This window comes from Actinoallomurus sp. NBC_01490, assembly GCF_036227085.1.
In the GTDB taxonomy this organism is placed as follows: domain Bacteria; phylum Actinomycetota; class Actinomycetes; order Streptosporangiales; family Streptosporangiaceae; genus Actinoallomurus; species Actinoallomurus oryzae.
The window spans coordinates 10,759,083-10,775,779 of sequence record NZ_CP109433.1; the positions used below are offsets into that span (position 1 = coordinate 10,759,083).

The 16,697-nt window shown below is 70.8% G+C and carries 7 protein-coding genes; 1 reads left to right on the forward strand and 6 read right to left on the reverse strand.

Annotation, left to right across the window (positions count from 1 at the left end; genetic code table 11):
- Positions 1-4 precede the first annotated feature (4 nt).
- The 3 genes from OG417_RS49600 to OG417_RS49610 form a co-directional block, all read right to left on the reverse strand.
- Entirely contained in the window at positions 5-979 is a 975-nt protein-coding gene (locus tag OG417_RS49600; RefSeq protein WP_329245404.1) for an aldo/keto reductase, read from the reverse strand.
- Between the two features lie 113 nt (positions 980-1,092).
- Entirely contained in the window at positions 1,093-2,220 is a 1,128-nt protein-coding gene (locus tag OG417_RS49605) for a right-handed parallel beta-helix repeat-containing protein (RefSeq protein ID WP_329245407.1), read from the reverse strand.
- Positions 2,221-2,434: 214 nt separating this feature from the next.
- Positions 2,435-4,576 carry a WD40 repeat domain-containing protein gene (locus OG417_RS49610; protein ID WP_329245410.1) on the reverse strand — a complete coding sequence of 714 codons (2,142 nt, stop codon included), beginning with the start codon at positions 4,574-4,576 and terminating at the stop codon, positions 2,435-2,437.
- Between the two features lie 46 nt (positions 4,577-4,622).
- Between OG417_RS49610 and OG417_RS49615 the strand changes: the two genes are divergently transcribed.
- On the forward strand, positions 4,623-5,675 hold the full coding sequence (locus OG417_RS49615; RefSeq protein ID WP_329245413.1) for a hypothetical protein: 1,053 nt from the start codon (positions 4,623-4,625) through the stop codon (positions 5,673-5,675).
- 25 nt (positions 5,676-5,700) lie between these two features.
- Here the strand turns inward: OG417_RS49615 and OG417_RS49620 are convergent, their stop codons facing one another.
- The 3 genes from OG417_RS49620 to OG417_RS49630 form a co-directional block, all read right to left on the reverse strand.
- Positions 5,701-5,880, reverse strand: a complete 180-nt coding sequence (locus OG417_RS49620) for a hypothetical protein (RefSeq protein ID WP_329245415.1) — start codon at positions 5,878-5,880, stop codon at positions 5,701-5,703.
- A complete protein-coding gene (locus OG417_RS49625) occupies positions 5,880-13,757 on the reverse strand; it encodes a TIGR04282 family arsenosugar biosynthesis glycosyltransferase (RefSeq protein WP_329245419.1) in 7,878 nt (2,625 codons plus the stop codon). Before OG417_RS49625 ends, OG417_RS49620 begins: the two co-directional genes overlap by 1 nt.
- 524 nt (positions 13,758-14,281) lie before the next feature.
- A complete protein-coding gene (locus tag OG417_RS49630) occupies positions 14,282-16,696 on the reverse strand; it encodes a glycosyl hydrolase family 95 catalytic domain-containing protein (RefSeq protein WP_329245421.1) in 2,415 nt (804 codons plus the stop codon).
- Position 16,697 lies beyond the last annotated feature (1 nt).

Below are 16,697 nucleotides of genomic sequence, written 5' to 3' on the forward strand. Positions count from 1 at the left end.
GCGGTCAGCCCCGCGCGATGAGGCGCAGCATGCCCTCGGGGTAGCGCGCGCCCGAGACCGGGAGCTCCAGCTCGGACAGCTCCGCGCCGGTCAGCCCGATACCGGCCGCCGCCAGGTTCTCCTCCAGGCGCTTGCGGCTCTTCGTGCCGGGGATCGGCACCACGTCGTCGCCCTGGGCGAGCAGCCACGCCAGCGCGAGCTGCGCCGCCGTCACGCCCTTGCGGCCGGCCATCGCGCGCACCGCCTCGGCCGCCTTCATGTTCGCGTCGAAGTTGGCCCCCTGGAAGCGCGGGTCGTTCCGCCGGTAGTCGCCGGCCGGGTAGTCCTCGGCCCGACGGACGTCGCCGGTGAGGAAGCCGCGGCCCAGCGGTGAGTACGCGACCAGCCCGATGCCCAGCTCCCGCAGCGTCGGCAGGATCTCCTCCTCCAGCCCCCGCTCCCACAGGGAGTACTCGGTCTGCAGCGCCGACACGGGGAAGACGGCGTGCGCCCGCCGGATGATGGTCGCCGACGCCTCGGACAGCCCGAAGTACCGCACCTTCCCGGCCGCGACCAGCTCACCGACCGCGCCGGCGACGTCCTCGATCGGGACCTCCGGGTCGACCCGGTGCTGGTACAGCAGGTCGATGTGGTCGGTGCCGAGCCGCTCGAGCTGCTGGTCGGCCACCTCGCGGATGTGCTCGGGACGGCTGTTCGTCCCGAGCCGCTCACCGTCGGGGGCGAACTCCCAGCCGAACTTCGTCGCGACGACCACCTCGTCGCGACGCCCCTTCAGCGCGCGGCCGAGCAGCCTCTCGTTGGTCCACGGCCCGTACGCCTCGGCGGTGTCGAAGAAGTCACAGCCGAGCTCGATCGCCCGGTGGATCGTGGCGATGGACTCGTCGTCGTCGGGCGCACCGTACGCCCAGCTCATGCCCATGCATCCCAGGCCGAGTGCCGAGGTGCGCAGGCCCTGCCGTCCCAGTGCTCTCTTCTCCATGCCCACCAGGCTGCCCCTTAGAGCGCGCTCTAAGTCAAGCGCCCACGAACGCCGGTGCCCGCACGCCGAAGCCCGGAAGCGGCGGCGTACGGGCGCATCCCGGCCGGTGTTCGTCAGCCCGAGCAGTCGCCCTTCGCCATGAGCTTGCCGCCGATGACCTTGTTGTCGCAGGCGATGGTGTTGCCGCCGACCGTGTCGTTGATTCCGACGCCGTCGGCGCCGGAGATGTCGAGGGTGTTGCCGCGGAAGACGTTGCCGGTGCCCCCGCCCTTGATGATCTGGTGGGTCTGGAAGCCGTCCTTGAGGGTCTTCTTGCCGCTGTTGCCCTGGATCAGGTAGCCGTTGCCCTTGACATCGATCCAGGAGTCGTTGAACTTGTCGCCGCCGAGCGCGGATCCGTCGAAGACGTTGTCGAGGATGCGTCCGCCGCTCGTGCCCTCCTTGATGTCGATGGCCTCGGCCGTCGCCCGGATGACGTTGCCGCGCACCACGTTGTTGTCGCTCTTGTCCGGCTTGCCGCCGGAGCTGTTGCTCCAGTTGGACTCCGCCGAGCCGAGGTAGACGCCCTCACCGAACTTCGCGCGCCGGAGGCCGGTGTTGTAGATCTTGTTGTACTGGACGGTGTCGCCGGTGCTGAAACCCCGCAGGTGGATCGCCTCGTCGCCGATGTCGTGCACGGTGAGGCCCTGGATGATGGAGCCGCTGGAGCCGTCGGCCATGACGCCCTTCTGGCTGTTCTGCACGGAGAATCCGATCAGCCGCCAGTAGCCGGCCTTGTCGAGGTGGAAGGCGTACCCCTTCTTGACGCCTCCGCCGTCGAGGATCGCGGTGGCGTCCCCGCACAGGAAGATCGGCTTGTCGCTCGTACCCGAGGCCTGCGCGACGAACTTGCCCGTGTAGGTTCCGGCCGCCAGGCGGATCACGTCACCGGGCTTCGCCGCGCCGAGCGCCTTCTCCAGGCCGTCGGCGTCCTTGACGGTCGTGGTCGGCGAGGGACAGCTCACCTTGCCGCTGCCCGTGGGTACCGGCAGGCTCAGCGGCGGCCCGGGCGTCGCCTGTTCACCGCCGTCGTTCTTTCCCTTGTCATCACCTTTCGACGCGCCGGCGGACGGACTCCCCTCGGCGGCCGCGTTCTTCGACGACCCATCACCGCCGGCCAGCAGCCATACCGCCCCGCCGATGATGAGTACACCGACGACTCCGACAACGACCCCGACGACGAATCTCCGGTCGATTCCCATCCCGTCCTCCTGCGACGCGCTCGGGCTGCCGAAAACAGCGGAAGCGCTGCCCCTGTGACACGGCCGACTGGAGTACGACGCGACCGGATGTCGGCGGGTTCCACCGCTCCGATCCTGCCGATCGCGAATCCCGCGGATCCTCGAAAAGTCGCGGATGTCGGTGACATCGACCGCCGATCACATGACAGTTCTTTGCCTATGCGAATACGCGTCCTTACTTTTCGTCGTCTTTCGACGGGACGGGTTCCTCCGGGTACAGGTCACCCCACAGACGACGCAGGAACTCCTCCGCGCCGCCGTCGTACTGGACCTCCCGGCGCAGCTCACTCTCCGGCACCTCCCCGGGGTGCGTGAGGGCACGACGCAGTTCCCGTCTGAACCGGGCCATCGTCTCGTCGTCCCCGCGCCGCGCGAGTCTCCGCAGGCTGTCGTACGCGTCGTCATCCGCCTCGGGATGGCAGTACGTGCTCGCGATGCGGAACAGCGTCGCGTAGGACGCTTCCGGGCCGGCCTGCCCCGGCCGGAGTGCCGCCACGCCCATCGTCCCGGCGACGTACGTCGTCTCCGGCGGTGAGAAGGACAGCGCCAGGGGCGATCCGGCCACCTTCCACTCGTGTACCTGCCGGCACTCGGGCAGCGTCCACCCGAAAACGGCCCCGTCCGCGTAGGCCACCTCCAGAACGGTGGCCTCTGCGGTCGCGGCGAAACAGAGCGCCCGGACCCGTTCGCCGCCGTGGCGTACGGCGCCGAGCGTCTCGCCGGTGAACGGGTCCCAGATCCAGGTCGTGCCGTCGACGTCCCCCGACGCGAGCGCCTGCCTGCCGTCGACGGTGCCGAGCGCCAGCGCGCAGATCGGGAAGCGGTGTCTCCGGAAATCGATCAGGAGCCGGCCGTTCGCCGCGTCCCAGGTGCGTACGGCGTTGTCCTGGCCGCCCGAGGCGATCACGGGGCGTTCGCCGGTCCGGGCCGCCACCGCGGTCACCGCGCCTTCGTGCGCCGGGACGTGGAGCAGCGGCGTGCCGGTGAGGGCGTCCCAGGTGCGTACGGTCTGGTCCGCGCCACCGGACACCAGGATCCCCCCGTCGTCCGCCGCCGCGACGGCGAGCGCGGTGACCGCGCCGACATGGGGGGTCGGCACCCGCAGCAACGCGCCGGTGCCCGCGTCGTGGACACGCACCGTTCCGTCGTCGGTGCCGCAGATGAGCACGGGCACGCCGGCCGCCTCGCCGAACTCCACCGACGTGACCGCACCGGTCCCCCGGCCCGCCACCGTGAAGAGGGGTGCGCCCTCTTCGGCGTCCCAGCCGCGGACGATGCCGTTATGGTGCCCGACCGCGACCACCGTGCGTTCGCCGAGCCGGGTCACGGCGACCGAACCCGCCGGCGCGACCGCGTCCGGCGGAGCCAGTGCCCGCACCACCGCGCCGGTGTCGGCGTCCCACAGCCGTACGACGCCGTCCAGCGCCGCCGTGGCGAGCACCGGCCGGCCGCCGACCAGCGTCACGGCCAGATCGGTCGGCCGGTCGTGCCCGGCCGACCAGGCCTTCAGCGGCGTACCGCCGGCCACGTCCCAGGTGCGAACCGTGCCGTCCAGTGCGCACGAGGCCAGGATCGGACGAGCGCCCAGGGAGGCGAACGAGAGCCCGGTGACGCTGTCGTCATGCCCGGTGAACACCGGCAACGCCTCGCCGGTGCGCAGGTCCCAGACCCGTACGGTGCGATCGGCGCCGGCCGACGCGACGAGGCCCCGGTCGCCGTCACCCGCCATGGTGACCGCACTGACCCGGCCGGTATGGCCCCGAAGCGTATGGACGTTGGTGCCGTCGGCGACGTTCCAGACCCGTACGACGCCGTCGTCTCCGCCGGCCGCGACAAGGTCGACGCCGATCACCCGGGCGAAGCAGACGTCGTTGAAGGCGCCTTCCCAGCCGGAGATCGCGCCGAGTTCTTCGCCGTCGCCGGTGAACCACGCCCACACCCGGCCGTCCTGCCCGGCGGCGAACATCACGTCGCCGCCGGCGCCCGTGCCGGCCGCCACGGCGTGCACCGGGCCCTCGGGCCCCGTCCGTACGTGGAGTTCCTCGCCGGCCGCGACGTCCCAGACCCGGATTCCCTGGTCGTCGCCGCCGACCGCGAGAATCTCCCGGCCCCCGGCCCGGCCCATCGCGACCGCCCGCGCCGGGCGGCCCGATCCGGCGGACCGGCCGAGCCGCTCCTCGTCCGGCACCGCGAAGAGCTCGAATCCCTGACCGGGCGTCGCACGGACGTAGGCCGGCCTGTCGCGCACGGTGCCGAACGCGGCCACGCTGTAATGAATTCGGGCCGACGCCTGGCCGGCGGTGGACGATGACGGCATGGGACCCGGCTCCCTGCTCTCCATCTCATGAATACGATGGGTTTCATTGGATTCCGACAAAACCTATGCCTCCTGTGAATCGCGAATCCGGGCCCTCGTCTATTCGTACGACCCCACGTGCCGCCACGGACAAGTATCGTCTATACGGGTTGGTCCGGCACGACCGGTACTGTCCGTCTCGCGCGGATCCGTGATCGGGCGTCCGGCCGCCCCCGAGCGACACCCCTATATCACTCATGTTGCCAATCCTGGAGAACTGATGTGGGAAAAAGACTTCTACGAGCTTTCGGTTGTGGCCGGCCGCCAGGAAGGCATGATCACCGGTGCCCAGGCGAACAGACTGGGCGTCGGTACGGCGGCTCTCGATCACCTGAGGGGTGTCGGCCTGCTGTCGGAGCTGGATTGGGACGTTCATCAGCTCGCCGGCGGTTCGCTCGCCCCGAGATTCGCCTATCCCTATGCGGCCTGGCTGGCGATCCGGCCTGAGACGTTCCGGTGGGAACGGCCCGACGGCCCGCTCGACGTGGTGCTCTCTCACGAGTCGGCTTGCGGCCTGCACGGCCTCGGATCCGTTGCCGCCCCGCTGATGACGTTCACCGCGGCGGAGGAGCTCCCGGCGCCTCGCGCCACGAGGATCCACGTGTCGCGGCTCAGTCCCGAGGACGTCATGGTGCATCGGGGCGTCCTCGTCACCACTCCCCTCCGCACGCTGCTGGATCTCGTCGCGGACTGGGTGGAGCACGCCCACATCCAGCGCGCCGTGACCGACGCGGTCCGCCGTGACCTCGTCGACCTGCGGGTTCTCCATGAGGGCATGAAACCGCTGGCCGAGGAGCACGACTATCCGGTGGACGGCCCGGAGTTCGTCGGCTACTTCATGCCCCATCTTCAACCCGGGAGCCTCTCTGTTCGGAACCTACGGGCCTATGCCGCCCTGGTCTCGGGCGAACGCGTGGCCGAAGTACGCCCCCGGGTGGCCCGGGTATTGGCGGAGGCCCGTCACGCCTTCGGGTCGCCCGTGGCCGGCGAGTCCGGCCCGGACGAAGTGCTGAGCCGTGACCTCGCCGCGGAGATCGTGGGACGAATCGGCTGGGACTGACCGAGAAAGGGTGGGGAGGAGGAGCTCAGTTTCCTCCTCCATTTTCACCTCTCGTCTCTTGCCCGGAAACATCGGAGTCGACCGCCGCCTTCAGCCCCTGGCCGAACTCTCGTGTCCATTCCAGTTGTTCTGCTTCCGTCATGTCATAGAAGTCATGCGGAAGACGACCGAAGAACTTGCGTGGTTCCTCTGCGGGATTCGTCATCACGGCCTCACGTCGATGTATTGTCCGGATCTCACGTCGTAGATCGCTATCTGGCCCGTGTCCCGGCCCACTCGTAGCGCTTCATCCCGGTCGAGGATGTTGCGGGACGGCTCGAGCCAGAGGTGACCGTCTTTCCGCCATCCACCAACGTAGACGTCCGGATGCCGCTGGAACACGTCTCTGTTCGCGAGAAGGTACTCGCGGAACCTCACGGCGAACTCCTCCGGATCGTCGAGAAGTTCTTCGGGATGCCGGACCGTGTGCCCGGTCAGCGCGACCATGAAACCGTCGGCCGGGGGAAAGCCGGTCGCGGGTGACCAGGTGAACCCTCCGGTGTCCCGCGCCTGGCCGAGAGGATCGACGCGGGGGACGGCCTGCTCGGCCATGGTTCTGCCGAACTCCCCATGGGGAGCCTCGGCGGCGACGCTCCTGGCCTCGACGATGGTGTCGATGTCGGTCAGCGACGGCAGGATGGTGACGCTGAGCCCCGCGTCGCGCAGCCGTTGCAGCTGCGCGGCGCCCGTGTCCGGCTGCGACATCGGGACGCCGAGGATCAGGTTCGGGTCGGGATGGCGCAGCCCGAGCAGCCAGTACCCTCCGTCGTTGGCCGGGCCGAACACCGCGTCCGTCCGGCGGAGCGCCTCCGCGCCCATGGACAGCAGCTCAGGCGTGACCTGTGGCGTGTCCATCCCCATGATCATGGCGGGCAGCGAACGGTCGGCGAAGACGTCGTCGAAGGCGTTCGCGAGCCGTTCGTCGAGCCCGCCTCCGCGCTGGGGGATCACATCGACGCCCTCGGGCAGCCATGGTCCGGGCTCACCGGACAGCGCCAGGACCCGCCGCGCGAACGGGGTGGAGGCCACCGCGTTCAGCGTGTCGGTGAGCGACGCGCGGGCGATGTTCGCCCCCTCCTCGAAGGTGTACGGCGGCGTCAGCCGTGTCTTCGACAGACCGGGGACGGGTTCCTTGGCGATGACGATCATCTGTGCCTCGGCCGCCGGCTCGCCGGCTCGCCGGGACGGCGCTGCGGAGCCGCCCTCCAGCGGGGCGTGGCCGGCCGGTCCACCGGCGTGGTGTTCGAGCCGGGGACCGTCATGAGACTCCGCGGGTCGCCCGGTCTCCCCGTGCAGGCCGGCCGGATGCGTGTCTCCGGCGATCGGATGCGTGCCCCCGGCGGCCGGCGCGCCGGGCCCGACCTCCCGCGCCGCGATCGCATGGCCGATCTCGTCGCGCAGGCTCCGGAGCTCAGGCGGCGAGAGCCGGAAGGCCATGTGGTCGTGGGCCGCCTGCTCACGAAACTCCGGAGTGCCCAGGAAGCCCTTGAGCGCCTCGACGACCGCCGCCGGACGCTCCTCGGGAGGAGCGTCGTACGCGCGGTCGACGCGCGCCGTGTCCGCCTGCGGCGCGGGCCGGTCCGAATGCAGCAGGGAGTAGGGGTGCGCCACGGACATGCCGACGTCGAGCTGGTCGGAACGCACGTGCGGCTCGACCACGCCGAGCAGCGCCAGCCGGATGGCGTTCCACTTCGTACCGGCGGCTTCCGGCGTGGTGGCCTCCGTGTGCAGCCACCGGTTGAGCTGGTCGGCGTAGTAGCGGCTCCTGGCCCAGCCGTCCTCACCCCACGGAACCCACTCCTCGCCCGCGAACGGCGCGCTCCGGCCCAGCCGATGCCGCCATCGGTCGAGTTCGCCCGTGTCCACCAGGCGATTGATCCGGTCCGCGGTCTTCGCGACGTGTCCGTAGTGCAGGGTCTCCCCGGTGGGCACCTTTCCGGTGACCGGATCCGCCTCCGTTCCGAAAAGGACACGACGGACCGTCCGCAGCGGTGTGGGGAGCGTCTCCCCGGTCCCGCGGAAAATCTTGCGGACCTGTCCCGACGTCTCGAAGAGCGGCTTGCCGTCCTCGTCGGTGACCGGTTCGAACCTGCCGCGTTCCCACGGCAGCCGGTAGAGCGCGAGCCGCTCGCCTCGGTTCCCGTCGTGTTCGCGCGGCTCGAAGTACACCGTGGGAGCGCCCAGAAGGGCGGCCGTCTCCAGCGCGCCGGAGAAGGCGCCGATCTGCACCACGTCGCGTTCACTGATCAGGTGGTGGAAGAACAGCGCCTGCTCGCCCTGGCTCAGCGCCTCGCCGCCGTTACGCGCCGGATCCCAGAACTTGACCAGTGTGTCGGTGTCGACACCGTCCAGGAGTCCCCTGCGTTCGAACTCCGCGCGTAGCTCGGGGCGACCGGCGAAGAGGTCGTCACCGATCAGCGCGATGCGCCGGCCGGGGTGCTCATGGCGCAGCAGCTCGATCGTCTCGGCCACGAACCCGGGACGGGTGTCGCGGGGGGCGCCGTACACGAAGTGCCCCTTGGGACCGCCGAGGGAGTTTCGGACCCAGAGCAGGGCGTACTTCTCCCGGTCCCCCGTGCCGGACTCGTCCGGCCGGCCGCCGCGATCCTCGTTGGCGGCGGTGAGACGGTCGAGGACCGCCCGGGCGCGAGCGTCACGGCGCTCGGCGACGCCCTCCGGCCCCCGTACCGCGTCCACGATCGCCTGGCGCGCCTCGACCGGAGTGTCCCGGATGTGACTCAGCGTGAAGAGCTGAGCCCGCGCCCACCGGGTCTGGGAGTAGTAGATCGCGCTGTTGTCGAACGCCAGCCGGACCCGGTGCGGTTCGATCCCGTAGTCGTCGATCAGTTTCTGCCGGAGCTTCAGCGCCTCACGGAGCGGTTGGGCGTGCAGATCGACGAGGTCGCCTGCCAGTTCCTCGGGACCGGCGGTGTGAACCGGCTGTCCCCTGAGCTCGCGCCAGAGCGCCACCGTGTTGGCGTCGTGAAGCTCGATACCGTCCGGCAGAGTGCCCAGGAACGCACGGTGCGCGTCGTACGCCTCGGCCTCGAACAGGTTCTTGGTCTGGTCCGGCCGGTACCCGATCTCGATGGTCGTGTCCGGCTGGAGGATGAGCGCCATGCTGTGGCTGTACAGCTCACCGCTCTGGTTCACATAGATCCGGAGGTTCTTGCCGTCCAGGTTCCTGACCTTCGTCGGCTCGTAGCCGAACTCCGGCAGTATCGCGGTCCGTACGTGGTCGACCTTCTCCTCGACGGACAGGTCGGTCCGGGCCTTGAGCGCGGCGAGCCGTGCGTCGAGGCTGTCGGGATGATGCGGCCCGGCGGCGAGCCTGTCCCATCGGTCGATCATCTCCGGGCTGGCCACGGCGGTCGACGCAGGCGCCTCGCCGGTCATCTCCAGCCTGCGGACGTGCGGCGTCTCGGTCGGCCGGTCCGCGGCCGCGTCGCCGGGCCGCCCGTCCTGGCCCGCGGCGGCGTCGGGCCGGTGCGCGGCAGGGTCCGCTGTGCCCTCGTGCCGTACCGCGATGACGGGACGGGACTCCGTGTGGCCGGCCGGCTCGCCCGCCGTGTGCCGTGCGTGCGGCTCCGGAGCCGGGACGTGCGCGCCCTCCACCCACTTGAGCCGGCTCGCGTCCCAGTGGCCGCTGGGCGGCTCCGGTGCCAGAAGCGGATCGAGGAACGCCCTCGCCAGCGGGATGGCCTCACCGACGCCGCCGAACTCCAGCCCGGGCGTCGTCATGGTGTAGCGGGTGAAGGTCTGGAACCACTGCGGGTTGGGCACCTCGAAGCGGTGGGGGATCTCCAGTTGTTCCCCCCGCTCCTTCCTCCAGGCGAACTCCTCGTGCAACATGGCGTGCGTGGCCGGTCCGTCCCATGACCGGCGCATGGCGATCAAGAGGACGTCGGCCAGGTCCTGCGGCCGATAGGGCAGTTCGCTTCCCGCGCCCCGGCACGCCCAGAAACCCACCGACTTGGGCAGGCACAACTCGCACTTGTTGTCGGCCGTCCGGTAGCCGAAGGTGTACATGCCCGAGATCTTGTGCGCCAGGGCGTCGGCGAGCGACAGCACCCGTAGGTTCGGGGTCTCCCCTTCGGCACCGGTGCGCAGGACCTGGTCCGGGAAGGGAACGATCTCCGGCTCCTGCCACACCGGACGCTCGCGCGACGGGTTCAGGTCGGCGCTCAGCTTCATGATCTCGCGTTCGCCGCAGTACACGTTGTGCACGAGCCGGATTCCCCGGCCGTGGTCCAGCTCGGTCGTTGCCGACGGGTCCGCGACGAACCGCAGGTGGTCGCCATGATCGCGGGCGAGGGCCGCCAGGTAGTCGGCGGCCATGGCGTCCTTGTCGCCGCCGGAGATCCGCACGAGGTCGATGTCGGAGCTCGGCCGCCCCTCGGGGAAGCGCGCGAGCATGGACTGCCCGCCCTTGAGAATCCAGGCGTCGGGATGCGCGCTGAAGATGCGCCCCAGTACGCGGTTGAGCGTGAACTGCTGGATCTCGTCGAGTGGTGTGGTGCCGCGACGCTGCGACGCGACCTTCACCCGTTCGGTCAGGTCCTCCCAGAACTCTGTGAGCGGGGCCACGCCGCCGTGCCCGCCCTCGCGGGTGCCGGTCAGATCGCCGTGGACGCCGTGCGGCCCGGCATCGGCCTGGTCCGCGTGGTGTCCGGCCGGGTCGTGGGCGACGGCCGGCGAATGGTCGGCGGCACGTGTGCCCTCGGCCCGGTCCCCCGGGGTGGCGGGTGCGGCCTGCCCCGGGTTGTCGCGTTTCGGCGCGGCGTTGAGCAACTCCGCGATGCCGGACGACGTCTTCCCCGCGGGTTCTCCCGAGCGGCCGTCGTCACCGGGCGCCGAGGCGAGCCGGTCGCCGCCGCCGGTTCCGGCGGACGGCTGCGCGTGCTGCGGTCGCCCCGCCTGCGTCACCTGTGCCGCAGGTGCCGCCTCCTCGCGGCTGACGGACTGGTCGGCGACGTGTGCGGTCGCCTCCCTCGGCCCCGGCTCCACGTACAGCGTGCCGATCTGGTAGCCGGTCCGTTCGCGGTTCGGCATGAAGCGCATGTCCACCGTCGCGACACGGAAGCTCTCGACGGGGGTGCACTGCGGCTCCGGCACCTCCGGCGTACGGTCCGGAGCGCGTTCGGCCGCCAGCCACTCCGCCCGGTTGTTCCAGGCGGTCTCCAGACTTCCCTCGACCGGCTCGAGCCGGAACCCGTCGCCGTAGACGTGCCCTTCGGGACCGAGCAGATCCTCCAACGGCACCGACACCTTGTCCGGGCGTACGTCCGGATCGACGGGTGCCTGAAGGGCCCGCTGCACGTCCGGGTGCTCGATGGCCCGCGCGAACATGGTGGCGAAGGCGTCCGGGTCCTGAATCGAGGTGGCGGTGTCGGGGCAGCGATGTTCTCCGTCCCTGAACGCGTCGATCCCGGCGGCGCGCTTCTCCGGGTCGAGCTGGGCGGGGTCCTCCAGGTAGGTGACGCGCCGCCGCAGCTTGATGTCGTCCACGAACGGCCCGTGACGTTCGAGGATGTGTCCTGCTCGGGCCTTGTCTATGGCGGCGAAGACGCGCTGTACGGCGGGATCGCGGCCGATGGCGGGAGCCAGCCACGGGCGCTGGTCGACGTTCGCCGCGATGTATTCGACCGCCTCCTGCGGCGTCAGGTCCGGCAGGCCGGCTCGGGCCGGATCGAACCGCTCCAGCACCTCCCGCGCGGTCGGCCCGCCGTCGGTGATCGGAACGTCGAGTCGCTCGGCGTACGGCGGGCGCCCGGCGCCGCTTCCGGTATCGGGATGTCCTCCGGCCGTCGCCGTCGCCTGGTCCGGGTGGCCGGCTCCGGGTGCTTCTCCGTCCTCGGACGCACGTGTGCCGAGGTGGCTTTCGCCGGGTCCCGCCGCACCCGCACTGGTCGGCCGTCCCGCGTCGGGCGCGCCTGACGCCGGGTACGACAGGAGTCCGGTGGCCGCCGGCCCGGCGGAATTACTTCTCTCGACCGGCTCGGCGCCGAGGGGGCCGGCGGCCGGCTGCGAGGACACCGATGAGTCATCGGAGCGCGCCACGACCGGGACGTTCCCCTGCGCCTCGGACGAAAGGCCGGTCCTGGGATGCCGAAGATCCGGATGTGCCGGGGCGTCCCCCGGCGTGCCGGGGCCGCCGGCCGTATCCGTGCGGTCCGTGGCCCCGGTACCCTCCGGCAGCGTCGGTTGTTCCAGCGTGGTCGTGTGGTCGGGCACGAGCGGATCCGGCCGTCCGCCGGTCTGACCGGCCGGAGCCTTCGCCGTGCCGTCGTGGCCACCCGGCGCTTCCGGTGGTGCGCCGGTCTCGCGGGACCGTGTCCCGCCGCCGAGGTCCTCGCCGATACGAGAGCGCGCCCCCGTTCCGGGCGGAACGATCTCCGGTGGCCGGGAAGCCGTCTCGCCGGCATGGGGGTCGCCCTGGGACGGCGGCGCGTCCGTCCCAGGGCGCGGCTCGGACGCCTGGCCCGCGGCCGGTGTGTGGTCGGCGCCGGTGATGGCGTCTTCGCCGAGAGTGGTGATGCGGTGGACCTCGGCACCGCCCGTGCCGGTGGCGTCCGAGGCAAGGTCGGTGGCGCGCGCCTGCTCGCCGGAGAAGGCCTGCCCGGCGCCTGGCCCGTCGTTCCCAGGGCGTTCTTCCGCCGTCCCCTCGAGGTCATAGCCCGTGTTCGTTTCGGAGTAGTGCGGGTATTCGCGCGGGTTCGGGATGCCGTCATCGGAGAAGGCCGGCCGGGACGGATCACCCGTCGGCCCGGTGCCGCCGCTCTGTTCCCCCTTACGGGCGAGGGAATTCCTGAGGGCGTGAAGACCCGCGTCCTTCGCGCCTTCCATCCCGGCCATGCCGAAGCCGAACGCCGCGGCCTGGGCGAGATCGACGTTCCCGTGGTCGAACGCGGCCTGGGAGATGATGTTGCCCGCCGTACCGGTCGTGCCCGCGAAACCGAGCCGCGCCGCCGCGCCGGGGACCCCGCTGGCCTTCATCCAGTCCGACAACATGCTCGCCAACCGGGTCGTACGCGCCTCCACGAGCCCGCCGGCGCCCCCCATCACCGCGCCTGCCAGCGCCCCTTCACCCGTCGCCTTCAGTGACTCGCCCCAGTCGAACCCCTTCTGCAGCCCCTCATGGATACGCGCGAACTGACCCGCGCCGTCCATGCCGGCGCCGAACACCGCCCCCATCAAGACCGCCTTGGCGACCTGCTTAAGAAATGTCTGCAGAACGAAGCCCTCGGCCTCGGTCGCCTCGAACGCCACCTGCACCGACGCGCCACCGGTGAAAAAGGAGGACGCGAACGCGGTCGTCCACATCGCCAGCAAGAATGAAAAGGACAGCCACCACTGCAGCCGCGCCGCGTCCTCTTGCCGCATCAACGTGTCGACCCAGTGCGCCAATGAATTGCACATCGACGCCAGCCAGTTCAGCCCGCCCTGCTCACCGCCGCCCTGCAACGCCTGCGCGAACGACTTGAACTTCTCCGTCGCCTCGCCCCGGTTGTTCGCCGTCACCGCCTGCGAATGACCCGCCACCTCACGCGCCACCGACGCGACCGACTCACCGCAGTCCTTCAGCGCGTCCCGCAACAGCCCCAGTTGCGCCATGTTCCCGTCAGGCCACTGGCACCCTCCGAACAGCGTCTGAACGAAGTGCTTTATCTGCACGAACTCGGACGGCTCGGGATCGGACGTCACCAACTCGATGGAGACCTCCGGCAGCCGGTACGGATTCGCCTGCGCCAGTGCGCCGTGGTCGGCCCCGGGCGGCAGCGCCGACCCCACCGTGCTCGCCTCGTCGGCCAACTTGTAGGTGTGGCCCGCGATGGTCAGCATTCCGCCCGTCGCCCGCAGCAGGTTCACCATGTCAGCCAGTTCGGACAGCAACGTGTCCCGTGACGTGCCGAATCCGGGCGAGGAGCCGTCCCCGTTGAAGAACGCCCGTCCGATGTCGTCTTGGCCCCAGCAAGCCCCCGCCGACACCATTCGCTCGCACAACCGGTTGACCGCGGCGGCCAGCGCATCCGAAGTCTTCAAGGTCCCCCGCCCCGACGTCACCCAGGTCGCGGGACGAACTTCGAACCCCGTCGCGCTCACCATCACTCCTGTTCGTCGTCGGGCAGGCCGAACACGTCGGGGATGTCCTCTCGTATTCGCACCTTTCGGCCGGGCACTGACAGTCATCAACCGGCACGAAACGTAGACATGCGTGAGTTGTCTCGGCAACCCGAAATGGTGGCACGGAAAGCTCGTATCTCATCCACACTTCAATAACACTGACAGTGTTTTACTAAAGTGTTGAGAATCAGAAGAGGTGACCGAAAATGGTGACTCGTCGTGACCTATTAAGTTTATGCGCGCGACGCTTCACTGGTCAGTAGCGGTCAGACCGAGGTCGGTGGGAGTAGGACGCGGAGGTACGCCCGCCGGTTCCCCGTCCATGATCAGCCTTTTCCGGACGAGACAGCCGTTGCCTTTGTGCGGCCCCAAACCGTGCCACCGCAGAACGCCAAGGGCCCCTGGCGCGGCAGGTCGCGCCAGGGGCCCTTGGAGTTCACCGATCAGGAGGCGGGCAGGCCGATCGTCACCGGGCCGAGTTGCCGGCTCGTGGTGGCGGGTCTGCCCGTCACCGGCGCGAAGGGCGGCGGGGACGCGCCGGCGCGTTCGATCAGGTACGAGCCGCCCGCCCGGGCGGGCACCGTGAACGTCGAGGCCGTGGTCGGCGCCAGCACGACCGTGTGCCGATCGTCGCCCGTCACGACCTGGACCTTCTGGCCGGGCCAGGGATTGCGCACCCGGATCGGCGCGTTCGACCCCGCCTCGATGCCGACCGTCACCGGCACACCTCCGCGGACCTGCACATCGACCTTGTCCCGGTGCTGGATGTAGACGGTGCCGTCGGCGTCCCACGATTTCGGCCAGGCCGGGGCGACGCGCAGCGTCCCGTCGTAGTCCTGCACCAGCGCGTCCTGCAGGGCGGTGGAGACCACGCCGCCCTGCTCGATGTACGGCTCGGGCTGGCGCACCGTCACGCCGAAAGAGGCCAGGCCGGACGGCCGGTCCTGGAACCGCTCGGTGAGGTCGACCAGCGTCTTGGCCATGTCGTCGGCGAGGCCGAGCCGCGCGGCGTCGATCGGGTCGAAGCTCCAGTCGTTGTCCTCGACGTACGGCCGGTGGGCGAACGTCCGGGCGGCCAGGTCGTGCGACGGCCCGTCGTCACCGATCAGACCGTACGGCCAGACCGGTTCCAGGCCGATGTTCTCGACGTTGTGCGTGTCGGCCGACTGCTGCCAGGACATGCCGATCACGTCGTGGCCGGCGGCGTCGGCGGACGGTGGCAGCTGCTGGGTGCGCGTGTCCTCGTCGGTGCGCGGATAGGGCACCAGCTTGGCGACCGCGGCGTCCAGCCGGGTCGCCAGGCCGGCGTCGCGGTGCAGCAGGCGCGCGGCCCGGGCGATGGCCGGGAACACCGCCCGCATCGCGGCGATGTCGGTCGTCGGGTCGGTGACGTCCCACTGCGTCTCGTGCGCGTTGGACGGGCCGGTGTGCAGCCTGCCGTCGTCGCCCACGGTGGCGTACGAGAGCATGAAGCGCGCCCAGGCCCTCATCACCGGATAGTTCTTCCGCAGGAACGCCAGGTCGTCGGTCTGCAGGTACTGCTGCCAGACGAACAGCGACACCTCACCGCCCGTCGTGAGCGTGCGGGCGTTGTAGTTCGCCGGGCCTCCGCCGCAGTCGGTGAACGGCCGGGCGCCCCAGCCGGCTCCGTCATTGTGCGTCTGGTAGCCGATGCCGTTGAACCGCATCGTCTCCGGGACGCACGCACCGGTCCTGCCGGGGAACTGGCTCGCCGTCCAGTCCTCGATCGTCGCCAGGTCGTCGCGGTACATGGCGAAGTAGCCGTCGTTGTCGCCGTACGTGCCGGCGCCCAGCGACGCGGTGACGAGCATGCGCAGGTTCCAGCCCCAGTACGCGGCCGGGTCCCAGGTGTGCGTGTCCTGCGTGGAGTCGAACAGGTCGGCCACTCCGGCCTGCGATCCGGGCCGTACGTCGCCGCGCTCCGCGGCGTCCGCGTACAGGTTGACCACCCGGAGGTTCTCCAGGTACTCGGCGGTCCCGTCCGGGGACGACAGCCGCATCAGCCCGGCGTGCCGCCAGTACCCGTGCCACCACGCGAGGTGTGCCGCGCGCAGCGTCGCCGCGGGAGGACGGGCGGCGCGGGCGAGCCGGTCGCGTACGGCGGCGAGAGCGTCCCCGCCGGCCCAGTGCGGGGAGTCCACCACGACGCGGTACGAGCCGTCCGGATGGGGCCGGAAGCTCACCTCGACGGTCCGTGTGTCGACGACGCGGGCGTTCACGTCGCGCCCGCCGGCGGTCACCGCGGCGAGCGAGCCGAACGTCTCACCGGTGGAGCCGGGCCGCCCGCCGTCGGTCCAGGTCTGCGACAGCGCGCCCACGCCGCCCGCGGCCCGGGCGTCGGGGGTGCGCGGCTGCCACAGCGCCAGCCGGGCCGTCTGTGCGGCGGCCGGGTCGGCGCCGGTCACGTCGACGACCAGCTGGTCGGTGCCGGCGCGGACGTACGCGGTGGCCGTCATGCCGCCGCCGGACTCGACCAGCGTCCCGTCGTAGAGGTTCAGCCGGCCGCGGAAGTCGGCCGCGCCGGTGAGCTTCGCCAGGCCGGGGATCAGGACCTGGCCGGGGGAGAGCCGGTCGGGCATGGTGTCGGCGCGGTTGAGCTGGGCGGTGAAGCCGCCCGCCGCCCACGCGGCGACTCCGAGCGTGCCGTTGCCGAGCGGCATCGCCTGCTTGGGGTCGGTGTTCGGCCGGCCCAGGACGACGTCGGAGCGGCTCACCACACCGGGCACGTCCACGTGGAACGAGCCGTGCGCCCAGGCGGTCGTCGCCGTGGTGCCGGCCGCCGCCGGCGTCATCGGGAGAAGGATCGCGCCGGCCGCGACGAGAGCGATGAGGCGCATG

Bases quoted from the DNA above. Each gene is read 5' to 3' on its own strand.
- OG417_RS49600 (WP_329245404.1), bottom strand. From the start codon at position 979: ATGGAGAAGAGAGCACTGGGACGGCAGGGCCTGCGCACCTCGGCACTC.
- OG417_RS49605 (WP_329245407.1), bottom strand. From the start codon at position 2,220: ATGGGAATCGACCGGAGATTCGTCGTCGGGGTCGTTGTCGGAGTCGTC.
- OG417_RS49610 (WP_329245410.1), bottom strand. From the start codon at position 4,576: ATGCCGTCATCGTCCACCGCCGGCCAGGCGTCGGCCCGAATTCATTAC.
- OG417_RS49620 (WP_329245415.1), bottom strand. From the start codon at position 5,880: ATGACGAATCCCGCAGAGGAACCACGCAAGTTCTTCGGTCGTCTTCCG.
- OG417_RS49630 (WP_329245421.1), bottom strand. From the start codon at position 16,696: ATGCGCCTCATCGCTCTCGTCGCGGCCGGCGCGATCCTTCTCCCGATG.